General features: G+C 33.0%; 22 protein-coding genes and 1 other annotated feature. Of the genes, 17 read left to right on the top strand and 5 right to left on the bottom strand.

The features are described 5' to 3' along the window. The first annotated feature begins 99 nt into the window (after positions 1 to 99). Together BLV68_RS07185 and BLV68_RS07190 are read left to right on the top strand one after the other, a co-directional pair. Positions 100 to 1,332 (top strand): hypothetical protein, encoded by a 1,233-nt coding sequence (locus BLV68_RS07185; protein ID WP_093752313.1) that lies wholly within the window; start codon positions 100 to 102, stop codon positions 1,330 to 1,332. A 48-nt stretch (positions 1,333 to 1,380) separates the two neighbouring features. Beyond that, positions 1,381 to 1,956 carry a hypothetical protein gene (locus tag BLV68_RS07190; protein ID WP_093752315.1) on the top strand — a complete coding sequence of 192 codons (576 nt, stop codon included), beginning with the start codon at positions 1,381 to 1,383 and terminating at the stop codon, positions 1,954 to 1,956. A gap of 67 nt (positions 1,957 to 2,023) precedes the next feature. On the opposite strand, the gene tyrS is transcribed toward BLV68_RS07190, so the two are convergent. Together tyrS and BLV68_RS07200 are read right to left on the bottom strand one after the other, a co-directional pair. Then, positions 2,024 to 3,250: a tyrosine--tRNA ligase gene (gene tyrS / locus BLV68_RS07195; protein WP_093752317.1), complete on the bottom strand. Its 1,227-nt coding sequence runs from the start codon at positions 3,248 to 3,250 to the stop codon at positions 2,024 to 2,026. Positions 3,251 to 3,297: 47 nt separating this feature from the next. After that, positions 3,298 to 3,497, bottom strand: a binding site (T-box leader). 67 nt (positions 3,498 to 3,564) lie between these two features. Beyond that, positions 3,565 to 3,942, bottom strand: a complete 378-nt coding sequence (locus BLV68_RS07200; RefSeq protein ID WP_093752319.1) for a class II SORL domain-containing protein — start codon at positions 3,940 to 3,942, stop codon at positions 3,565 to 3,567. Between the two features lie 145 nt (positions 3,943 to 4,087). Between BLV68_RS07200 and BLV68_RS07205 the strand changes: the two genes are divergently transcribed. Next, positions 4,088 to 5,221, top strand: a complete 1,134-nt coding sequence (locus tag BLV68_RS07205; protein WP_093752321.1) for a THUMP domain-containing class I SAM-dependent RNA methyltransferase — start codon at positions 4,088 to 4,090, stop codon at positions 5,219 to 5,221. 56 nt (positions 5,222 to 5,277) lie between these two features. Then, on the top strand, positions 5,278 to 5,808 hold the full coding sequence (locus BLV68_RS07210) for a cob(I)yrinic acid a,c-diamide adenosyltransferase (RefSeq protein ID WP_093752323.1): 531 nt from the start codon (positions 5,278 to 5,280) through the stop codon (positions 5,806 to 5,808). A 5-nt stretch (positions 5,809 to 5,813) separates the two neighbouring features. Here BLV68_RS07210 and BLV68_RS07215 read toward each other — a convergent pair whose 3' ends face one another. Then, positions 5,814 to 7,106 carry a methyl-accepting chemotaxis protein gene (locus tag BLV68_RS07215; RefSeq protein WP_093752325.1) on the bottom strand — a complete coding sequence of 431 codons (1,293 nt, stop codon included), beginning with the start codon at positions 7,104 to 7,106 and terminating at the stop codon, positions 5,814 to 5,816. A gap of 212 nt (positions 7,107 to 7,318) precedes the next feature. On the opposite strand from BLV68_RS07215, the gene BLV68_RS07220 reads away from it, so the two are divergent. After that, a complete protein-coding gene (locus BLV68_RS07220; RefSeq protein ID WP_093752327.1) occupies positions 7,319 to 8,443 on the top strand; it encodes a PP2C family protein-serine/threonine phosphatase in 1,125 nt (374 codons plus the stop codon). 20 nt (positions 8,444 to 8,463) lie between these two features. Continuing rightward, complete coding sequence (locus BLV68_RS07225) at positions 8,464 to 9,771, top strand: glucose-6-phosphate isomerase (protein ID WP_093752329.1); 1,308 nt, start codon at positions 8,464 to 8,466, stop codon at positions 9,769 to 9,771. A 58-nt stretch (positions 9,772 to 9,829) separates the two neighbouring features. On the opposite strand, the gene BLV68_RS07230 is transcribed toward BLV68_RS07225, so the two are convergent. Together BLV68_RS07230 and BLV68_RS07235 are read right to left on the bottom strand one after the other, a co-directional pair. Further along, the gene (locus BLV68_RS07230; protein WP_093752331.1) at positions 9,830 to 10,459 is read right to left on the bottom strand and encodes a bifunctional 2-keto-4-hydroxyglutarate aldolase/2-keto-3-deoxy-6-phosphogluconate aldolase; all 630 of its coding nucleotides are present in this window, start codon (positions 10,457 to 10,459) and stop codon (positions 9,830 to 9,832) included. Positions 10,460 to 10,584: 125 nt separating this feature from the next. Then, positions 10,585 to 11,439, bottom strand: a complete 855-nt coding sequence (locus tag BLV68_RS07235) for a MurR/RpiR family transcriptional regulator (RefSeq protein WP_093752333.1) — start codon at positions 11,437 to 11,439, stop codon at positions 10,585 to 10,587. Positions 11,440 to 11,696: 257 nt separating this feature from the next. Here BLV68_RS07235 and BLV68_RS07240 point away from each other — a divergent pair, with 257 nt between their 5' ends. The 11 genes from BLV68_RS07240 (at position 11,697) to BLV68_RS07290 (ending at position 21,825) form a co-directional block, all read left to right on the top strand. Next, positions 11,697 to 12,686 carry a D-isomer specific 2-hydroxyacid dehydrogenase family protein gene (locus BLV68_RS07240; protein ID WP_093752335.1) on the top strand — a complete coding sequence of 330 codons (990 nt, stop codon included), beginning with the start codon at positions 11,697 to 11,699 and terminating at the stop codon, positions 12,684 to 12,686. A gap of 28 nt (positions 12,687 to 12,714) precedes the next feature. Continuing rightward, positions 12,715 to 14,115, top strand: a complete 1,401-nt coding sequence (gene gndA / locus BLV68_RS07245) for an NADP-dependent phosphogluconate dehydrogenase (RefSeq protein ID WP_093752337.1) — start codon at positions 12,715 to 12,717, stop codon at positions 14,113 to 14,115. Positions 14,116 to 14,292: 177 nt separating this feature from the next. Next, positions 14,293 to 15,069 (top strand): PTS mannose/fructose/sorbose/N-acetylgalactosamine transporter subunit IIC, encoded by a 777-nt coding sequence (locus tag BLV68_RS07250; protein WP_093752339.1) that lies wholly within the window; start codon positions 14,293 to 14,295, stop codon positions 15,067 to 15,069. Positions 15,070 to 15,086: 17 nt separating this feature from the next. Continuing rightward, on the top strand, positions 15,087 to 15,965 hold the full coding sequence (locus BLV68_RS07255) for a PTS system mannose/fructose/sorbose family transporter subunit IID (protein ID WP_093752341.1): 879 nt from the start codon (positions 15,087 to 15,089) through the stop codon (positions 15,963 to 15,965). 174 nt (positions 15,966 to 16,139) lie between these two features. Continuing rightward, a complete protein-coding gene (locus BLV68_RS07260) occupies positions 16,140 to 16,541 on the top strand; it encodes a PTS sugar transporter subunit IIA (RefSeq protein ID WP_093752343.1) in 402 nt (133 codons plus the stop codon). 18 nt (positions 16,542 to 16,559) lie between these two features. After that, positions 16,560 to 17,048: a PTS system mannose/fructose/N-acetylgalactosamine-transporter subunit IIB gene (locus tag BLV68_RS07265; RefSeq protein ID WP_093752345.1), complete on the top strand. Its 489-nt coding sequence runs from the start codon at positions 16,560 to 16,562 to the stop codon at positions 17,046 to 17,048. A gap of 42 nt (positions 17,049 to 17,090) precedes the next feature. Further along, the gene (locus BLV68_RS07270; RefSeq protein ID WP_093752347.1) at positions 17,091 to 18,053 is read left to right on the top strand and encodes a phosphoglycerate dehydrogenase; all 963 of its coding nucleotides are present in this window, start codon (positions 17,091 to 17,093) and stop codon (positions 18,051 to 18,053) included. Between the two features lie 73 nt (positions 18,054 to 18,126). Further along, a complete protein-coding gene (locus BLV68_RS07275) occupies positions 18,127 to 18,930 on the top strand; it encodes a Cof-type HAD-IIB family hydrolase (RefSeq protein WP_093752349.1) in 804 nt (267 codons plus the stop codon). 151 nt (positions 18,931 to 19,081) lie between these two features. Then, the gene (locus BLV68_RS07280) at positions 19,082 to 19,861 is read left to right on the top strand and encodes a short-chain-enoyl-CoA hydratase (RefSeq protein WP_093752351.1); all 780 of its coding nucleotides are present in this window, start codon (positions 19,082 to 19,084) and stop codon (positions 19,859 to 19,861) included. Between the two features lie 17 nt (positions 19,862 to 19,878). After that, a complete protein-coding gene (locus BLV68_RS07285) occupies positions 19,879 to 20,733 on the top strand; it encodes a 3-hydroxybutyryl-CoA dehydrogenase (protein ID WP_093752353.1) in 855 nt (284 codons plus the stop codon). A gap of 99 nt (positions 20,734 to 20,832) precedes the next feature. After that, positions 20,833 to 21,825, top strand: a complete 993-nt coding sequence (locus BLV68_RS07290; RefSeq protein WP_093752355.1) for an LCP family protein — start codon at positions 20,833 to 20,835, stop codon at positions 21,823 to 21,825. Positions 21,826 to 21,831: the final 6 nt, after the last annotated feature.

Genomic DNA, 21,831 nt, shown 5'->3' on the forward strand with positions numbered 1-21,831 from the left:
CAGAATTCAGAAAGGAATGGTCTTATGTAAAGCTTATAAAAATAGTGGGAATATGAGAAAAAATGTGAGGTGTTATATTAAAACTAAGGGGGTTATGTTATGAAAAAACGATTGATTCTTGTATTAACATTGATAGTTATTTTAATTAATGTATATCCAAGCTTTGCTACAGTATCCAATTTTACAACAGTTGATGATAGCCAAGAAGTTAAGTTGATTGATGGAGAAGTAAAATTTTTAGGTGCGAAATCTTTAAACAAGATAGCTGATAATAATACAGAATATAAAAATTCAGAAATAGTAATAGATAAACTTTCTTTATATGGGACAAAACTAAATTTAGTAGGGAAAATTGATAATAAAGAAATCAATTTATTTGGAACAATATATCAGTCACGAATTCATGATGAAAAACTAGTAATTGATTCTAAAGATATTAGTGGAAATTTTGATATAATTCATAATGGTATATTTTTGGAAGTACCTAATAATTACAAATTGCAATTAGGTAACAATGATGTAAGTGAAAATGTATTTTTACTTTATTTAGAAAGTAATGAGGCTTATTATACCTATGAATTTGAGTTGCCTAAAAAGTTTATTGAAGAAGTGTCTCAATTGGTTTTCGATGATTATGGTGATGAACAAGTATTGATAGAACACTGGTGGGTAAAAGTATATGAACCAATTGTTGAAAGTATGAGTAGTGATACTGTTCAATTGAATGTATATGATAATTCAGTTTATACAACTCGAAGGCTGTATTATGAAGATTTTGATTATACTTATGAAATAGATATAATACTAGAATTATATACGGATGATTTATTTCGTAATAAAACTACGGGATATGCGTTAATTTTTATTGAAGATCAGAGGGTACTTTATAATGGGAAAATTGTAGATGATGTAGAGATGTTGGGTGTTACTAATTCGGTTATCTCTATAAAATTAGATGCAAGGAATGATGATGTTTTTAGAAGAGTGGAATGGGATACGTATTCAAGATATCCAAATCCAAGGTTTAGAATTGAATGGGGTTATGGATATGGACCATTTAACATAGTTCTTAGTGGGAGTTCTTCTAACTCATCAGGCTCTTTTATTGTACCATCATCTTCTTCAGAGCAATATAAATTCATTAGCATAAATAATAGAACACCAATCTTACGTGTTAAAGATAGTCATCAAACATTTTATTCTATTGATGAGTTAGCTCCATATAGTAGACGACACTACATCACTGCTGATATTGATTTCGATATATTTTTAATTAATTATCATACAATAGTAGATAGTGACAGTTATACATTAAGAGGTGGATATGAGTAAAAACAAAGCTTTGATTAAACTTAAAATTTACTGGAGTTGTATATTATCATGAGGATAAAAATAACATTTATAATTTTAATCTTTATAATATTTGTTATGTTTTTTATAGTTGTTTACAACCATAAATTAAAGACCGAGGAATATATATCTAACCAGTTACACGAACATTATGCAGTGCTGACCCATATTGTTTCAGATATAAGAAAATATTGCGATTATGATTATTTTAATACTGATGAACTTTATATTGGAAGCTTATTAGAGACTGCAAGAAATTTTGGACAGACTTTAAACAGCTACGAAAATGCGTATAACAAGAGTCAAAAATCAAAAGATGATAATATATGGAGAATTAGGTCTTTGATAGATAATTATTACAATTCATTTGTAGATGCAGTAAGTTTAATTAATGAGGTAGATTATAGAACTTTAGATATGATAAAAAGTGACCTTGAAAAATGGGTTGCATGGGTAGAAGAAAATTATATTTATACAGACAAGGATGGTCATTATCTTTATAAAATGTATACTTATGATGATATGGTTGAAAGCGGACTAATAGATGAGTTGGACTTAATACCGGATTTTGAGAACTATCCAAAATCCCTTCAAAATTCCAAATAGTAGGAGAATATATTTGGGGCTTGTTGATATAATTAACTGTTATCAACAAGCCCCTTTTTAATTTATATTATTTTATTCTCACTTGATGGTATACCTTTTTACCCTTGCGGATTAGCATCTTTCCATCCTGAAAGTCCTCTAGGGTAATGATCTTGCCAACATCCTTAACCTTCTTGTCATCTATGGTTATTCCGCCTTGTTCTACAAGCCTTCTACCTTCGCTATTGGATTTGGTTAGGCCTACATCCTTTAGTAGGTTTAGAATCCCTATTCCTTCTTCGAATATGGACTTATCCAATTCGGTAAAGGGTATAGAACCTTCTTCTTTTGCTCCTGCAAATAAGGCCTTTGATGCCTTTTCAGCCTTAATAGCTTCTTCTTCTCCGTGAATCATCTTGGTAACTTCAAAGGCCAACACTTCCTTAGCCTTATTTATTTCGGCTCCCTCTAGGGATGCTAGCTTTTCAATTTCGTCTAAAGGTAGGAAGGTCAACAGCTTAAGGAATGTTTCTACGTCCCTATCGTCAGTATTTCTTAGATATTGATATAGTTCATATGGAGGTGTTTTTTCAGGATCTAACCATATGGTGCCTTCAGCAGTTTTGCCCATCTTGGTTCCCGAAGCAGTTTGAAGCAGTTTGAAGGTCATGGCATAGACCTTATCCCCTTCAAGTTTTCTAACTAGTTCATATCCTCCCAGTATATTGGACCATTGGTCACTGCCTCCTACTTGCAGTTTGCAGCCATAATCTCTATAGAGTTTCAAGAAATCATAGGACTGCATTAGCATATAACTGAATTCAAAGAAGGTTAATCCACGTTCCATTCTGTTTTTGTAACAGTCGAATGTAAGCATTCTATTTACAGAAAAGTGGACTCCCACTTCCCTCATAAAATCTAGGAAGTTTAAATCTAACAGCCAGTCTGCATTATTTACCATTAAGGCTTTGCCGTCGCTAAAGTCTAAGAACCTTGAAAATTGCTCCTTAAATCTTGAAGCGTTATAATCTATCTCCTCCTTGGTGAGTAGTTTTCTCATATCCGTTCTTCCTGAAGGGTCTCCTACCATGGTAGTGCCTCCACCTATTAAGGCGATTGGCCTATGGCCTGCCCTTTGCATATGCATCATAACCATTATTTGAAGAAAATGGCCTAGGGTTAAGCTGTCAGCAGTGGCATCAAAGCCTATATAGAAGGTTACTGATTCCTTGCCTAATAGTTCTCTTAGCTCATCTTCATAGGTTACCTGTTCGATATAGCCTCTTTCCTGTAGTATATCGAAAACATTAGCCATTTAAATACCTCCTAACAATATTTCTAATAAAAAAGGGTATTTTCTCCTGAAAGGACGAGAAAATACCCGTGGTACCACCTTTATTCGCATAAAGCCTCTAATCACGTAACGTGTGATGGACGCAATGGTTTCCCATTGAAACTCCGGACCCGTAATTCACACCATTATTAGGTTATAGATCTCTCACCAATGATCTATTCTCTGTGTTTAACCATAATGGGCTACTTCTGTCCCTCATAGTCTATATTTATTTTACATGTATATTAATATATTATTCAAACCTTGTCAAGGGTTAAAAAATAAATAGAGGACTATTAGTCCTCTACTACTAACTCTAGGCTGTTTTCCCATAAACCATGGATATTACAATAGCTTGTAGCATATAAGGTACCAGATTTTTCAACCTTAAATCTGGCCGTTACATATGGCTCGGTGTAGATATCGTATTCTCCATGGCTGTTGAAAGTATAGCTACCAATTTCCACAGGGAAATTGCTTCCTTCTGGATGGAAGTACAGCTTAATCCAAGCTATGTAATGTTCTTGAGTATTTGGATGTGGTATCTCTTCACCTATATTGAGATTAACTTCTATTACCTCACCCTTTTTTACCTTTTCAGGAGCATGGATAACGGGTACGTGTTTTTCCCCTTTCCAATCACCACTTTGATATAGATCGCCTATTTTTTTCACATTTTCAACCCCCTATTGATTACTTTTTATCGTATAATAGTCATATAGATTGATACCCAAGAAAATAGAGAATACACATTTTTGGTAGTTTTTTTTACTTTTTAGGGATAATATAATTAACTTTGTAATAGAAAGGGAGTATATGATGGGTGAAATAGAATTAATTGCTACAACTACATTTGGATTAGAAGCCGTGGTAAAAAGGGAATTACAAAACTTAGGCTATAAGGACTTGAAGGTTGAAAATGGTAAAATCACTTTTAAAGCTAGCGAAAAGGATATTCCTATTGTTAACCTATGGTTGAGGTCTGCTGATAGGGTATTATTGAAGATGGGGGAATTCGAAGCTTTAACCTTTGAGGAGTTATTTGAAAAGACGAAAGCTCTTCCTTGGGAGGAATGGATTACGGAAGATGGCGAATTTACCGTAGAAGGGAAATCGGTTAAATCTAAATTATTCAGTATTTCAGATTGTCAAGCTATTGTAAAAAAGGCCGTTGTAGAAAAACTGAAAAATAAATATAAGAGGGAATGGTTTGAAGAGACTGGTCCTAAATTTACCATAGAAGTATCCTTGCTAAAGGACATAGCAACTTTAACTGTTGATACTTCTGGTTCAGGATTACATAAAAGAGGTTATAGGGTTCATGGAGTGGAAGCTCCCCTTAAGGAGACTTTAGCAGCAGCTTTAGTCCAGCTAAGCTATTGGAATGAAAATAGGCTTTTATTAGACCCTTTTTGTGGTTCTGGAACTATTCCCATCGAAGCTGCCATGATTGGCAAGAAGATGGCTCCTGGCTTATATAGAAATTTTGCTTCAGAGGATTGGCCAAGGGTAAAAAAGGCTTATTGGCAAGAGGCAAGAAGAGAAGCATGGGACTTAATGAAAAGGGATTTAAAATTAGAAATAATTGGGCTAGATATAGATAATAAGGCTATTGAAGTAGCAAAGGCTAATGCAGCTTATATAGAATTAGATGAGGAAATTAGATTTATTCATAGGGACTTTAGAAAGTATAATTATAAAGATGAATATGGAGTAATTATCTGCAATCCTCCTTATGGTGAAAGGATAGGGGAGAAAGAGGAAGTAAAAAGGCTGTACAAGGATATGGGAAGTATATTTAAAACATTGGATACCTATTCCATTTACATTTTAACCTCCAATGAGGATTTTGAAAGGCTATACGGAAAAAAAGCAGATAAAAGAAGAAAACTTTATAATGGAAGGATTAAAGTAGATTATTATCAGTATTATGGTCCAAGACCTCTAAAATAAATAGAAATATATATTAATGAGGGTATAATCAATATAAAAGAAAGGCAGGTGTATTTATGAGTATTTATACAAAGACAGGGGATAAGGGAACTACTTCTTTATTTGATAATAAAAGAGTTTCAAAGGATGATATTAGGGTTGAAAGCTATGGAACAGTTGATGAGTTAGTATCCTTTTTAGGTTTAGCTAAAAATTATGTGGATGACGAGAAAATATTTAATATAATTCAGACGGTGCAAAACAAATTATTTACATTGGCAAGCATTTTGGCAACGGAGGATGAGAAGAATATAAAATACCGCATTGTGGAAGAAGATATTGAATATTTAGAGAAACATATTGATGAATATATGAGGAAACTGGGAAATCCTACTGGATTTATAATTCCTGGTTCAGGTAAAAAGTCAGGCTACCTCCACGTTTGTAGGACTATTTGCAGAAGGGCAGAAAGGAGGATAATCACCTTAAGCAAAGAAACGGAATTGGACTCTTTAATTATCAAATACATTAATAGGCTTTCAGACTTAATATATGCTTTGGCTAGATTCCTAGAGAATGAAGAGGTTAAAGTAGAATATAGGGCTTAAGAATCTTAAGCCCTTATATGATTAAACATTTGATTTAATTCATCTACGATTGCAGATAAGCTTTGGATGGCTGCTGTAATTTCTTCCATTGATGCAAGATTGTTTTCAACGGCAGCAGCACTAGTTTGTGAAGCTGCAGTGGTTTCCTCTGAAATTGCAGATATTTCAGAAGCTCTTTCCAATATATATTCACTATTTTTATTCACTTCTTTTGCAACATCAGTAATTTCCGTAATCAATATGTTGACATGGTCAATTTTCATAGATAAATCGTCGAAAGACTTTTTAGTCATGTCTGCTATGTTGACACTTTCTTTTACAACTTCACTTACCTCATCGATGCTGGATACGGCATTTTTACTACTGTTGGAAATATTAGAAGTAATTGAAGAAATTTCACCAGAATATGTATGGGTTTCATCTGCCAGCTTTCTAATCTCATCTGCAACTACTGCAAAACCTCTACCTGCTTCTCCAGCTCTTGCTGCTTCAATAGCAGCATTTAATGCAAGAAGATTAGTCTGCTCTGCTATTTCATTAATAATAACGACTATATTGTCAATATTTTGAATTTGCTTGTTTAACTCTTCTATAATCTTTGCAGTTTCCTTAGTAGTGCTTTCAATTAAATTTACCATTTGGATGATTTTATCTACATCTTCATAACCTTTTTTAGCAGATTGGGCCATAGAAAGGGCTAGCTCTCCTGCTTGGTGCGTGTAATTTTCAGTATCTTGGGACAGATTATTTAAGTTGGAAATGGCTTCACTTAATTCAGTTATATTCGTTGATGTGTTTTCTGAGCCCTTAGCTATCTCATTGATGCTGGAGGCTATGTTTTCAATGGAAACTGTAGTGTCTTCGATAATTGAAGATAGATTTTTAGTATTGTCTGCTAAGATATTGGCATTGGCTCTTACACCTGCAGCAATTTTTGTGGTATTAGATATAATCCTGTCGATATAGCCACCTATATCTGAAAACTGGGCGATAAAATCTAAATCTTTTATTTCAGTATACTCACCTTTAGAAATGGATTCTATGATAGAAGAAATTGTTTTTAAATTTTTATTGATTATTTTATTAAATAAAATACCGGTAACTGTGCCAATTATTAATGTATTTACTAGAGCTGTAATTACTATGAATAGTTGAGTGTTTTGAATTGAGCCTAATTGGACTGATTGAAGGATGAAATATGTAAGCAGAACGCTCATAAAAGCAACTATAAAAACTAAGGATATGAATCTTAGCCTTAATTTGTTGAGATTTTTTTGCTTAATTTTTTTTGGCTTCACATCAATTCTCCTTTCTAATTTTAACTATAAGTATATAATACTACATAATTAAATTTCTGTTAATAGTGCTAATGAAATAAAATGGGTAAATACATCAAAATATTCCTATAAATATCGAAAAAATTTGACTTTAAAGATTATATGAAAATCTTTGTATTTGAAAAAATTATATGTTATTATTAAACAAAGGACCTATTGTTAAGGGTGGTAATATGCTAATTGGAGGAGAACAAAACTCTTTAGTTGAGAAATTAAAAGAATATAATGTTTTAAATTATCAGGTATTGGAGAGTATGGCTGATTTAGTTAGGGTCGTAGATATAAATGGTACTATTATATACGTGAATAAGGCAATGAAGAAAGCCTTAGGCAACGATTTAGTGGGTAAAAAGTGTTATCAATCCATTGGGAGAGATGAACCATGTAGTTTTTGTATATCTAAAAAAAGCATAATTACAAAGGAAACAGTACAGAAGGAAGAAATCATAAATGGGAAGTATTTTTCGGTAAAAAGTTCTCCTGTTTTTGATTGTGATGGCAATGTAATAGCAGCAGTAGAGGTTCTAAGGGATGTGACTAGGGAGAGAAAATTAGAATTAGAGCTGATAGAGAAAAATAAGAAGATGGTTAAGGATTTAAGATTTGCCAAAAGGCTTCAGAAAAGGATACTACCAAGAAAAGGAGTATATGATAAATTAAGAATAGATCATTTATATAAACCTTCAGAGATGTTAAGCGGCGATATGTTTGATATCTATCATATTGATGATGATAATATAGGCATGTATATATGCGATGTGGTGGGGAATGGAATTACTGCATCTATGATGACCATGTTTGTAAGACAAACTATGAGGGCTATCAAAGACTATGTTTTAAGCCCTGCACTTGCTTTAACTGAATTGCACAAAGACTTTAGTACCTTAGGATTAGAGGTGGATAAATATTTTACCATATTTTATGCAGTATTTAATACTAGAAATAATCGTTTCATCTATGCAAATGCTGGGCACAATTGTATACCCATTAGGTATAATTCCAATAATATTGAACTGTTGACGACAAAGGGATTTCCAATTTCTTTAATATTTGATAAAATATACTATGAAGAAAATGAAACCATATTAAGCAAAGGGGATAAGGTACTCTTCTACACCGATGGCATTACAGAAGTTAAAAACTTCGAAGGTGAGGAATTTGGAGTAGATAGAATAGTGGATATTATAAGGAGTAATGAAGAAAACGTATTGAATAGAGTAGTAGAAAGGGTAGAGGAGTTCAGATGGGGAGAACAGGAAGATGATTTTGCCATGGTATTAATGGAAGTTTTAGAATAAAAGAGTTGGAGGGATAAGCTATGTCGAATATTTTGTTAGATTTATCCTTGAGTATGGTTAAAAAAGATGAGATGGAAAATATGAAGGCTTTCATTCAAACTGCCCATAGGCTGCTGCATGAAAGCTTGGGAGCTGGTAAGGAATTTACCGGCTGGCTAGACCTACCCAATAGCTATGATGAAGCTGAATTAAATAGGATTAAATATTATGCTGAAAAAATAAAAAAAGAATCCCAAGCCTTTGTAGTAATAGGTATAGGAGGTTCTTACTTAGGTGCTAGGGCCTTAATAGAAGCCTTAAACCATAATTTTTATAATGAACTTTCAGAAGAAAAACGAAAAGGGCCGGCAATATACTATGCCGGAAACAACATAAGCAGCAACTATATATGGGATTTAATAGACCTATTGGAGGATAAGGATATAAGTATTAATGTAATATCCAAATCTGGTACAACTACTGAACCTGCCATAGCCTTTAGGGTTTTTAAGGAGTATATGGAAAAAAAATATGGCAAAAGAGGGGCAAGAGAAAGGATTTATGTAACGACCGATAAGGATAGAGGTGCTTTAAGAGAGTTGGCAGAAATGGAAGGCTATGCCTCTTTTGTTATTCCTGATGATATAGGTGGTAGGTATTCTGTACTTACTGCTGTAGGCTTGCTTCCTATAGCCGTATCAGGCATAAACATAGATGAACTATTGCTTGGAGCTTCGGATGGAGTGGATGAATATTTTAATGAAGATTTAGACGATAATATCTGCTATCAGTATGCTGCAATTAGGAATATTCTCTATAATAAAGGGAAGGATATAGAAATATTAATAAGTTATGAACCTAATCTACAATATTTTGCTGAATGGTGGAAGCAGCTTTTTGGGGAAAGTGAGGGAAAAGATAATAAAGGGATATTTCCCGCATCTGCAAATTTCACCACCGATTTACATTCATTAGGTCAATTGATACAGGATGGAAAGAGAAATTTATTCGAAACCACAATTCATATAGAAAAACCAAAAAAGGATATAACCATTAAAGCAGACGATAATAATTTAGATAAGCTTAATTATTTAGAGAATAAAACCATAGATTTTGTTAATAAAAAGGCCTTTGAAGGCACAGTGGCAGCCCACACTAGTGGTAGAGTACCTAATATTGTAATAAAGCTGCCTCAATTAAACGAATATTATTTTGGCAAGTTAATATATTTCTTTGAAAAGGCCTGTGCTATAAGTGGTTATATGCTAGGGGTTAATCCCTTCGATCAACCAGGAGTAGAGGAATATAAAAGGAATATGTTTAAATTATTAGGTAAACCTGGATATTAAAAAAAAGACTGAGATTTTTCTCCGTCTTTTTTTACTTTAATCAAAATGAGAAGATTTACTACTCATTTCTCGCTTTTTTTACCCTAGCTACGAATTCTCTAGCTGCTCTGGTTATATCTTCACTGGAGCCTTTTGTAAGGTTTCCCCCTATCCCCACAGCCATACAACCATTTTTGATCCATTGGTCTACATTATCTAAATTAATTCCGCCAGTTGGCATTAATGTTGCCTGGGGAAGAGGGCCTTTAATTGCTGATATAAAGGAAGGACCAAATACACTTCCGGGGAAAACTTTAATTACATCAGTTCCTGCTTCCATCGCCTTAACCATTTCAGTAATAGTCATGCAGCCTGCCATATAAGGTATTTGATACCTATTACAAAGTTTTACTGTTTCAGCATCGAAGCTAGGGCTAACTATATATTTTGCGCCAGCTAATATTGCTATTCTTGCAGTTTGACTGTCAAGAACTGTACCAGCTCCAACCAATAACTTGTCTCCAAATTCTTCAGTTAATACTTCAATAACTTTGTGGGCTTGAGGGACTGTAAATGCAATTTCAATGGTGCTAATACCACCATTCATACAAGCTAATGCAATTTTTCTAGCTTCTTTGCCATTTTTAGCTCTAACAACAGCTACAACCCCGACTTCTTCAATTTTAGTTAGAATTTGATACTTTCTCATTTTACTCCTCCTAATCTTTGTGAAATAAAAAACAAAATATCATATAATTTTATCTAATGATATTTTGAATATATAAATGAGATCAAATGACATTCTTACGTATATAAAAATATATGGTATGGAAATTATATCTTTGTATAAGAAATTGCATCTCTCATTTTTTTAAGAGCATTATCAGATAGCTCTTTCCTCTTTAAGGTTGTAGAAATATACAAAACATCTATTATGCTAAGGTGAGCAATTCTAGAAGCAAATGCTTCAAATCTATATTCTGTCTCGTGTGAAATAATATTAAGAGGAATGTCTACTTTTTCATTAATAGGGGATTTGGAAAAAGAAGTTATTCCAATGGATTTAGTACCATTTTCTTTTGCTATATCCAACACATTCATTATACATAAATTAGAACCTGAATGAGAGATCACCACTATAACATCCTTTTCTGTAAGCTGGGCAACGGACATAAGCTGCATATGGTAATCCGTATAGGATGTAGCTTTTAAGCCAATTCGTAAGAATTTGTGATGAGCATCCATCGCAACAATGCCTGACCCACCATTTCCGTAGAACACGATTTGTTCCGCTCCTAGTAGCAGATTAACAGCTTTTTCTATAGATGTTGAATCAATGGAAGCTAATGTATCTTTTAATACCGATATATTAGAGTTAAATACTTTATTTATGATAGTAGGTTCATCGTCAGAATCATGAATTTGATTATTGGAGCAATTATTTATATTTCCAGACAAATCAGTAGCTAAAGATATTTTAAGGTCATGAAATCCTTTGAAATTTATTTTTTTACAGAATCGAAATATAGTTGAATCTGCAAGTTTGAGCTTATCAGCTACTTGGCTTATTGTAGAATATATAAGTTCTTGAGGATTTTCTAAAAAAAAATCTGCTATTTTTTTTTCGGTTTCATTAAAGTTACTATATTGCGATTTTATTTGAATAAATACACGTGGTGTAGATGTCATAGTATCACCTTTCCTACTTTGATATTTTTATAATAGGATATTTATATCAAAAAGTCAAAATGTAAAACTTAAGATATAAAGGAAAAATTTTTTAAATAGGACTTGAAAAATATTTCCGAACGGGATATAATCTAAGAAAGAATTTTTTTTCATAAAAACACATAAATATAAAAAAAATTTACATCCATTTGCATGCTGGTAAGTAGAAGCAATGATTCGAGTAAGTTTTAATATTTAAAATGAAAGGAAGAGATAAAATGACTATAAAAATTGCTATTGTAAACTCTAGTAGTTTTGGGAAATATTTTCCAAGCCATATGGATAGATTAAAGAAGTTGGGAGAAGTAGACAGGTTTGAGTTTTCCAAAGATATAAGAGGAAAAGAGTTAGCTGAAAAGTTGATGGGATATTCTATTATTATAGCAAGTGTAACTGCACAATATGATAGAGAGTTTTTTGAAAAAAAGGATAAAACACTTTTAATTGCACGTCATGGAATCGGATATAACAATATTGATATAGAGGCTGCTACCGAAAAGGGCACCTTTGTAACAATAGTGGATGCTATTGTAGAGAGAGAGGCTGTGGCAGAAAATGCAATAGCTTTATTAACATCTGTAATAAGACAGGTAGGACTTGCTTGGAGAAAGGTAAAGGAAGGCAAATGGGAAGAAAGGGCTAAGTTGATTGGCTATGAAATAAAAGGAAAAACTGTTGGAATTATAGGTTTTGGGAATATTGGAAGTAGAGTAGGAGAAATATTAAAATATGGATTTAATACTAAGCTTATTGCGTATGATCCTTACCTTAGTTCAGAAGAAATTATAAAAAGAGGAGCAGAGCCTGTTTCTTTAGAAGAACTTCTTAAAAACTCGGATATAATTTCATTAAATGCTTTTGTAGATGAAAATAGCTATCATATACTTTCGGATAAAGAGTTTTCCCTAATGAAAAAGGGAGTATTTATAGTAAACACTGCCAGAGGGGAACTTATAGATGAAAAAAGTTTAATCAAAGCATTAGATGAGGGTATAGTAGCAGGTTTAGGAATAGATGTAGTCGAAGGAGAACCAATAGATCAACATCATCCATTACTTGCATATAAAAATGTAATAATAACTCCCCATATATCAGCTTATACATATGAATGCTTAAGCGGGATGGGGGATAAGGTTGTAAGCGATGTTGAGAAAGTTGTAAAAGGAGAAAATCCTGATAATGTTGTTAATAAAGAACTATTAAAATAATTAATTATGAAAGTAGGAGGAATACTTTATGACAGATATTGGTTTAATTGGACTAGGGGTAATGGGGAAAAATATTGCTTTAAATATTGCAAATAAAGGCTATAGTGTATCCGTTTATAATAAGACTTCTCAAAAAACAAAGAATTTTGTAAATAATGAAGCAAAAGGTAAAGATATTCATGCATATTATGATATAGAATCTTTCATTGGCTCATTGAGTAAGCCAAGAAAAATTCTTTTAATGGTTAAAGCTGGAGAACCAGTAGATAATATGATTAAAAAACTTCTTCCTCATTTGGATAAAGGAGACCTTATTATGGATGGAGGAAATACATATTATCCCGATACTACGAGAAGAATTAATGAATTAAAAGAGACAGGAATACTTTATCTGGGAATGGGAATCTCTGGTGGAGAGTCTGGGGCTCTTAATGGTCCTTCGTTAATGCCAGGAGGGTCAAGAGAAGCTTATGATTTAGTTGAAGATATACTATTGAAAATTGCAGCACAGACTGAAGCTGGTTCGTGTTGTACTTATATAGGGAATGGTTCTGCAGGTCACTTTGTAAAAATGCTACATAATGGTATTGAATATGGAATGATGCAGGGAATAGCAGAAGTTTATGATATATTAAGAAAAGTATTAAAACTTTCTGCAAAAGAAATAGGGGATGTATTTGAAAAATGGAACGGAGGAGAACTCAATTCATTTCTTATGGAAATATCCTATAAGATTATGAGACATATGGATGAGGAAACTGGTAAACCTACAGTGGAAATTATATTGGATAAAGCTGGACAGAAAGGGACTGGCAAATGGACTGTTCAAACTGCTCTTGATAGTGGGATTCCAGCTCCATCTTTAAGTGCAGCTGTAGAAGGACGTATTCTTTCATATTTCAAAGAAGATAGGACAAACCTCTCAAGGAAAATTATTAAAAAACATGTTGAAACCAAATATGATAAGGAAAAAATTATAAAAGATTTGGAAAATTCATTGTTGTTTTCAAATTTAATACTATTTTCCCAAGGACTATGGATTATGGCGGAAATATCTAAAATAAACGATTTTGATATCAATATATCTGAAGTTCTTAAAATTTGGAAGGGTGGATGCATTATAAGAGCAAAGATGCTCGATTTCCTGAGAGAAATAATTGATGAAGACAAGCAAAATGCAAATTTACTAAATAATGAAAAAACTTTAAAATTTCTTATGGATAAATTAGATTCTGTTAAAAATATAACGAATATTGCAAAGGATTTTTACATACCTGCCCTTGTTCACAATACTGCTTTAGATTACTTTTTTAGTATGGTTGAAGAAAACCTTCCTGCAAACCTTATTCAAGCTCAAAGAGACTTTTTTGGAGCTCACACTTATATGAGAATTGATAAGGATGGGGTTTTTCATACTATTTGGGAGTAGAATAATTGGACTATAATATGTTTGTGTGAATCTTAATATTTTTTAAGGGTTATGAAAACATTATCATTATTATTTATTATTATGTAAATGTAATATAAATAGGAAGGAGGTAAAATTTGGAGAACCACAATCACACAAACATATTAATTAGTAAAATTATAATAAGGAGGAAGTAAAATGGGACAAGCTAGTCTTAGCTCAATGCAAGCATTAATAATTGCTATTTGGGTTGCCCTTGTTGAGTCACGTGCTCTAGGTTATTCAACATTAAATCTTAGGTTTAGTCCGTTAATGACTGGTTTAGTTGTTGGTATAGTAATGGGAGATGTTTCTACAGCTATGACAATTACAGCTTCAATACAATTGATTTACATGGGAATGATTGCTCCTGGTGGATCTATGCCAAGTGAACCAGCAGTAGCTACTGCAATAGCAGTGCCTGTTGCTATACTAGCAGGATTGCAACCTACAGAGGCTATTGCAGTAGCAGTACCAGTAGGGCTATTAGGCAGTTATCTTTATCAATTTAGATTTTTCCTTAATACATTTATTGTACGATTAACTGACAAGTATGCAGCTGAATTGAACGATAAAGGATTAACTCTTTCTATTATAATTCTACCTACAATTGTAAGTTTCGCATTATTTGTACCTGCAATGTATATAGGACTATATTATGGGGCGCCTGTAATTGCAGACTTTACAGCTTCGCTTTCAGGAGGCAGAATATTTCATATATTAGATGCGGTTGGGGGAGGCCTTGCAGCTCTAGGTATTGCACTTATATTACAAGTAATAGGAAAAACAAAATATCTTGTATTCTTCCTTTTAGCGTATTTTACAGCAGTAATGTTAAAGCCTCTTGGAATCAATACTGTAACATTTGCAATCGTAGGAGCCATAATAGCGTATCTCTATATTTTAGTTATTAGTGAAAGTGCAGAATCAAATTAGAGGGAGGTAAGGTTTAAATGGGTAATGAAAATAATGCAAAAACAAGTATTGATTTAACCAAAGCTCCTGAAAAGATTACCAATAAAGATTTACATAGGAGCTGGCTCAGATGGTGGTATGCTAACGAAATTCCACATACATACGATAGGATGATAGCTCCTTCTTTTCTTTGGGGAATAACCCCTATTTTAAGAAAGTTATATAAAGATAAGGATGATTTGCAAGAAGCATATTTACGACATACACAATTTTATAATACACAAGCCGTATGGGGTGGAGGAACTATTCTAGGAATAACCGCTTCTTTAGAAGAAGCTAGGGCTAGAGCATTAGCTGAAGGAAAAGAAGAGGAAGCAGTTAGCGCAGATGTTATAAATAGTACTAAGGTAGGTCTTATGGGGCCATTGGCGGGTATCGGAGATGCTATTGATTCTGGTACGGTTCAATATATTTTAATAGCTATTGCATTGCCATGGGCACAGGGAGGTAGTGCATTAGGTGCATTATTCCCTTGGGTTGCATTTGTGATATTAACATATATGTATGGGTTCTACTTTACTAAATTAGGTTATAGATTGGGGCGTTCTGCTGCATCGGAAATTATTGGTGGTAAAAATATAAGAAAGATTATTGATGGATTATCTGTATTAGGTCTCTTTATGATGGGCATACTAGCAGCTTCTTATGTTAAAGTTAGCAGTTCATTACAATGGTCAATTTCAGGTAAGGAGTTCGTTCTTCAAGATATTCTTGATTCAGTACTTCCTGGTTTGTTACCATTGGCTACTGTACTGGGAGTGTATTTCTACTTTAGTAAGAAGGGATTAAGGATTACTCAAGCCCTTGTAGGATTATCTTTAATTTTGGGTGTGCTTGCAGCCATAGGTATTCTATAGAACAATTACTAAAATGTGGGTCTATAAGGTAAAACTTATTATTGGATTGTCTCTCTTCCTTTGAGGTTTATTTTATATGAATCAAATCTTTTATTGGGGGAAGGGAGACAGCCAAGCCTTTACTAATGTACTTTGATATACAATTATATAATATAGTAGGAAGACGGTGAATATATGAATAGGAAAGCTGTTTTAGTTATTACTCATGGTAAGTTTGGAATTGAGTTATTAAAAAGTGTTGAAATGATTATGGGTGAACAAGAAGATGCAAAGGCCTTAGGTCTTCAACTAGGAGATAAGGTAGATGATTTGCGTAATGAAGTTGAAAAAATTATTCTTGAAAATGAGAAAGAGGATAAAGAGACTATAATATTTGTAGATATTTTAGGAGGGAGCCCATCAAATATAGCACTGTATGTATTGAAAAAACATAATAGTGTTAAGTTAATAACGGGCGTTAATATGCCTATGCTAATAGAAGTTTTTCAGTCTAGAGATTTTGTTGAATTAGATGAACTATTAGAGAAAATCATAAACTCTAGTATGGAAGGTATTAATAAATTTGAATTTAGTTAGAAAGGATAGTGATTATTTATGGGAAAAATCTTATTGGCTAGAGTAGATGATAGACTTATTCATGGGCAAGTAATGACTAAATGGTCAAAAGGAATGAATACTAATGCTCTATTTGTTGTAGATGATGCAACAGCAGCAGACCCATTTATGAAGGATATTTATATGATGTCAACTTCAAATACAGGAATGACTATTAAGGTTTTAAGCATTGATGAAGCGGTAGACTATTGGAATAAGGAAAATTATGAAGATTACAGAGTAATACTTTTATTTAAGACAATTGCAGCTGTTAAAGAAGCTATTGAAAAAGGACTCCCTATAGAGAGGTTAAATCTTGGAGGAATAGCTAAGGGTAAAGATTCCAAATTTGTTATACCTAATGTGGCTGTAAAACCTGATGAACTAGAAGTATTAAAAGAAATTGCAAATAAAGGTATAGAGGTATTCTTTCAAGTTGTACCAGATACTAAGGCGGTTAGTTTGAAAGATGCTATTAAATCTTATTAAGCTTTTTTATACAGTCTATGGATAGGAAGTGACAATAATAAAATGGGTAAAAAAATATTAGTAACTCCAAGATCCTTTGGTAAAACCAGTAATGTACCTTTTGAAATACTAAAAAAACATAATTATGAAGTAATTAGAAATCAATCAGGAAGACAATATACAGAAGAAGAATTACTTAATATTGTTCCCGATATAGATGGGATTATAGTAGGTTTAGATCCGATATCAGAGAAAGTACTTAAAACAGGGAAAAAACTTAAAGTTGTTTCTAAGTATGGAGTAGGACTTGATAATATTGATTTGGTTGCGGCTGAGAAGCTAGGAATTAAGATAACGTATACTCCAGGTGCTAATAATGAGTCCGTAGCAGATCTTGCTTTTTCCTTAATGCTTAGCTTAAGTAGAAATGTAAAAAGACTTGATGAAATAGTTAGAACAAATCGTTGGGAAAAGGTAATAGGATCTGAAGTATATGGGAAAGTCATAGGAATTATAGGAACAGGAGCTATTGGTAAAGGTGTTGCTAAAAGAGCAACGGGTTTTGACATGGAAATATTAGCTTATGATATATATCCTGATTGGGATTTTGCAAATAAAATAGGGATGAAATATGTAGATAAGAATACACTTTTAGAGAGGGCAGATTTTATTTCTATTCATGTTCCTTTAACAGATGAAATGTATCATTTTATAGACAAAAAAGAGCTAGATATTATGAAAGATACTGCAATTTTGATTAATACTTCAAGGGGTGGAATTATAAATGAAGAGGCATTATACTGGGCACTAAAGGATAAAAAAATAGCAGGGGCAGGTTTAGATGTATTTGAGACAGAACCACCAATAAATAATAAACTACTTAAATTGGATAATATACTCCTTTCTCCTCATTGTGGTGCATCAACTATAGATGCAACCAATAGGATGAGCATTATGGCTGTTGAAGGGTTGGTAAGTATATTAGAGGGTATGGAACCTAAATATCTAGTAGAACCGAATACATAGGCTGTTAAGTTGGAAACTTGACAGCCCTTTTTATAATATAATTATGTTCGTAGCTAGGAAAGGAGAATTTTAAATGAGTACTAAAAATAATGATTTTAAGAATATTAAGTTAGTTGCTTTAGATATTGATGGTACATTGTTAGATGATAATCTAGAGATATCAGTAAGGACTAAGAAAACCATCGAAGATTTAATTAGTAGGAAAATTTATGTTGCTTTAGTTACAGGTAGAACCTTTAGAGCTGCTGAATTTATTAGGAAAAAGCTGGGGGTAGAGATGCCCATTATAGCTTATAATGGAGGGAAGGTAGTTATTCCACCAAAGGGTGAGGTCTTTGGTAGAAAAATACCTTTGACAGAAGCTATAAAGGTTATTAAATATGGAGAAGAAAGGGATCTATATGTAAAGGTTTATATAGATGATGTTTTGTATATAAAAGAACCTGATGCTAAATCTCTAGCTTTTTCTTCAAGTAACAACATAAATTATAAGGTAGTTGGGAAACTAAGTGAAAATATATATGAAGATGTGAATATGGTAATTGTTTATTATGAGTATGATATACATGGAGTAATTGATGAAAAGCTTAATGACATAGATGTTACTATTACCACATCTGTATCAAATTCAATAGACGTTATTCCAAAAGGAGTATCCAAGGCAAAAGGTCTTAAAATAGTTGCAGACTATTTAGGCATTGGAAGGGATGCTATATTAGCTATAGGAAATAGTTTGAATGATTTAGAAATGCTACAATATGCAGGAATAGGAATAGCAATGAAAAATTCTGATTTGGGTCTTTTAAGGAAATGGAATAATGTATCTGGATATACTAATAATGAAGAGGGAGTTTATCATATAATTAAGCAAATTTAACCAATTGATACCATTTTATTTTTATAAATAAAACAGAATTATCATTTAACACAATAAATTGTTAAAAATTAAACAATTTATTATTGTTTTATCATGTGAATTTTGATAGAATATGGTTAAGTTCTCAAGAATTAACGGGGGGTGATGTGGTTTGAATTTTAAATATGTTTCGCTAAAAAAAGAAAATAATATAGGGATATTAACCATTAATAGGCCTGATGCGTTGAATGCGTTAAATTCTCAAGTTTTAGATGATTTGGACAATGTTATAGATATGGTAATAGACGATGATGAGGTACATATATTAATAATCACAGGGGAAGGCAGAGCTTTTGTTGCAGGAGCAGATATTTCAGAAATGAATGATTTGAACATGCTTGAGGCTAGGGAATTTGCAAGTAAAGGGTCAGAGCTTTTTAGAAAGATTGAGCTAATGGAGAAGGTAGTTATTGCAGCGATAAATGGTTATGCATTAGGTGGAGGTTGTGAATTAGCTTTATGTTGTGATATAAGGATATCATCAACTAAAGCTAAGTTTGGTCAACCAGAAGTTGGTCTTGGTATTTGTCCTGGATTTGGGGGGACTCAAAGATTATCTCGCTTAGTAGGATTGGGAAGGGCTAAGGAATTGATTTTTACTGCTGATATGATTGATGCAGAAGAAGCCTATAGAATAGGCTTGGTTAACAAAGTGGTCGAAGAAGACCAACTAATGAATGAAGCTATAAAAATGGCAGAAAAAATTGCATCTAAGGGGCAGATTGCAGTAAGATTTGCCAAAAGTGCTATAAACAAATCCTTAGATACGGATATGGAAACTGGCATGGATATTGAGAAAAACCTATTTGGTTTGTGTTTCTCTACAGAGGACCAAAAAGAGGGTATGAGAGCCTTTTTAGAAAAGAGAAAACCAAATTATAAATTAAAATAGGATTTGGAGGGGTTTAAATGAAAAAAATTGCTGTATTGGGTAGAGGGACCATGGCTTCAGGTATAGTCCAGATCTTTGCCCAAAATGAATACGATGTGATAATGTGGGTTAGAAGTATTGACTCATCGGATCCAAGAGGGAGTTTAAACTCAGTATCTAAAAGTTTAGACAGATTAGTTAAAAAGGAAAAGATAACAGAAGAAGAGAAAAATAATATATTAGGAAGAATTGAAGTAACCACAAATTTTGAGGATTTGAAAGATTGTGATCTAGTAATTGAAGCTATTGCAGAAGATATGGATTTGAAGAAGGAAATCTTTAAAAAATTAGATGAAATATGTAAAGAGGGTACTATATTGGCTACAAATACATCTTCTTTGTCCATAACTGAAATAGCAAGTAGCACCAATAGATCAGATAGGGTAATAGGGATGCATTTCTTTAATCCTGTACCTGTAATGAAGTTAGTTGAGATTATTAAGGGTATTGGTACTTCGGATGAGGTTAAGGATAAAATTGTGGAATTGTCCAAGCTATTAGGGAAAGTTCCAGTGGAAGTTGAAGAGGCTCCAGGATTTATAGTAAATAGGATACTCATTCCAATGATAAATGAAGCTGTTGGCATATTAGCAGATGGAGTAGCTTCGGCTGAGGATATAGATGAAGCTATGAAACTAGGTGCCAATCATCCGATGGGACCTTTAGCCTTAGCAGATTTAATAGGTTTAGATGTTTGTCTAGCGATTATGGAAGTATTATATACTGAGTTTGGCGATCCTAAATACAGGCCTCACCCACTTCTAAGAAAAATGGTTAGAGGTGGACTATTAGGTAGAAAGACTAACAAGGGATTTTTCGATTACTCTAAATAAATATAGAACTGAACGTTAATGTTTAGTTAACTTTTGATATAGAATTAGAAAGATTGGACACAATATAAAAAAAGACTATTTTTGAAAGGTGGATAATGGGTGAAAACTTTTTGGAAAGTCTTTATTGTGTCCTTCTTTTTTTTCATATTTGCAATTTTATTAGGCTCTTATTCCTATATCAAATCCAGTGGACAAAAATTTATAATTAGCATAGGGGCTGGAGAATATGCAAAAGAAGAAAAAGCTCAAGAAGAAAAGGATATTCAGGTAAAAACTTATGCATCACTTTCTGAAGCCTTTAAAGATGATAGCAGATTGAATGTGATTCTATTGGGGATGGAAGACATTAGGACTGATACCATAATCTTTGCAACTTTTGATTTAAATACTAAGAAGCTGGATGCTATCTCTATTCCTAGGGATACCTATATACATAGAAAGGGGCACGACAGAGGGGAAGATAGAAAGATTAATGCAATTTTTGGGGAACATGGAATCGATGGAGTTAAAAAGGCAGTATCTCACATATTAGAAGGGGTACCGATCCATCATTATATTATATTAGATTATGAAGGAGTGGAGAATATCATCGATTCTATTGGCGGGGTTGAAGTGGTGGTACCTTTCCACATGAAATATGAGGATCCAACTGCTAATCCGCCTTTAAGTATTGATATAAAAGAAGGAAAGCAGATTTTGGATGGAAAGAAAGCTTTGGGTTTTTTAAGGTATAGGAAAGGGAATGACAATAAAAGCGGTTATATAGATGGGGATTTAGGGAGAATTAAGGCTCAGCAACAGTTTCTTAAATCTTTGGCAGATAAGGTTTTATCCTATAGATTGCCTTTAGTGGTAAAGAATGCATTAGAATACGTTGAAACGGATATTAGACTTTGGGAGGCTCTCTCTTATTCAAGGAAGGCTTTAGGAATTAAACCAGAGGATATAACGTTTTCGACTTTGCCAGGAAAAGCAGAGTTAAAAAGAATTCAAGGGAGGATACTGTCATATTTTATTTTCGAACCTGAGGAAGTGAAGAGGAGATTGGAGGATATTTACAATGTAAATAAGGAATCCTCACAAAATCCTTAAAATATA

It is taken from the genome of Tepidimicrobium xylanilyticum (assembly GCF_900106765.1).
GTDB classification, from domain to species: domain Bacteria; phylum Bacillota; class Clostridia; order Tissierellales; family Tepidimicrobiaceae; genus Tepidimicrobium; species Tepidimicrobium xylanilyticum.

What these genes read in the sequence shown, in the direction of transcription:
- BLV68_RS07185 (WP_093752313.1), top strand. Translation starts at nt 100, where the DNA reads ATGAAAAAACGATTGATTCTTGTATTAACATTGATAGTTATTTTAATT.
- BLV68_RS07190 (WP_093752315.1), top strand. Translation starts at nt 1,381, where the DNA reads ATGAGGATAAAAATAACATTTATAATTTTAATCTTTATAATATTTGTT.
- tyrS (WP_093752317.1), bottom strand. Translation starts at nt 3,250, where the DNA reads ATGGCTAATGTTTTCGATATACTACAGGAAAGAGGCTATATCGAACAG.
- BLV68_RS07205 (WP_093752321.1), top strand. Translation starts at nt 4,088, where the DNA reads ATGGGTGAAATAGAATTAATTGCTACAACTACATTTGGATTAGAAGCC.
- BLV68_RS07210 (WP_093752323.1), top strand. Translation starts at nt 5,278, where the DNA reads ATGAGTATTTATACAAAGACAGGGGATAAGGGAACTACTTCTTTATTT.
- BLV68_RS07220 (WP_093752327.1), top strand. Translation starts at nt 7,319, where the DNA reads ATGCTAATTGGAGGAGAACAAAACTCTTTAGTTGAGAAATTAAAAGAA.
- BLV68_RS07225 (WP_093752329.1), top strand. Translation starts at nt 8,464, where the DNA reads ATGTCGAATATTTTGTTAGATTTATCCTTGAGTATGGTTAAAAAAGAT.
- BLV68_RS07230 (WP_093752331.1), bottom strand. Translation starts at nt 10,459, where the DNA reads ATGAGAAAGTATCAAATTCTAACTAAAATTGAAGAAGTCGGGGTTGTA.
- BLV68_RS07235 (WP_093752333.1), bottom strand. Translation starts at nt 11,439, where the DNA reads ATGACATCTACACCACGTGTATTTATTCAAATAAAATCGCAATATAGT.
- BLV68_RS07240 (WP_093752335.1), top strand. Translation starts at nt 11,697, where the DNA reads ATGACTATAAAAATTGCTATTGTAAACTCTAGTAGTTTTGGGAAATAT.
- gndA (WP_093752337.1), top strand. Translation starts at nt 12,715, where the DNA reads ATGACAGATATTGGTTTAATTGGACTAGGGGTAATGGGGAAAAATATT.
- BLV68_RS07250 (WP_093752339.1), top strand. Translation starts at nt 14,293, where the DNA reads ATGGGACAAGCTAGTCTTAGCTCAATGCAAGCATTAATAATTGCTATT.
- BLV68_RS07255 (WP_093752341.1), top strand. Translation starts at nt 15,087, where the DNA reads ATGGGTAATGAAAATAATGCAAAAACAAGTATTGATTTAACCAAAGCT.
- BLV68_RS07260 (WP_093752343.1), top strand. Translation starts at nt 16,140, where the DNA reads ATGAATAGGAAAGCTGTTTTAGTTATTACTCATGGTAAGTTTGGAATT.
- BLV68_RS07265 (WP_093752345.1), top strand. Translation starts at nt 16,560, where the DNA reads ATGGGAAAAATCTTATTGGCTAGAGTAGATGATAGACTTATTCATGGG.
- BLV68_RS07270 (WP_093752347.1), top strand. Translation starts at nt 17,091, where the DNA reads ATGGGTAAAAAAATATTAGTAACTCCAAGATCCTTTGGTAAAACCAGT.
- BLV68_RS07275 (WP_093752349.1), top strand. Translation starts at nt 18,127, where the DNA reads ATGAGTACTAAAAATAATGATTTTAAGAATATTAAGTTAGTTGCTTTA.
- BLV68_RS07285 (WP_093752353.1), top strand. Translation starts at nt 19,879, where the DNA reads ATGAAAAAAATTGCTGTATTGGGTAGAGGGACCATGGCTTCAGGTATA.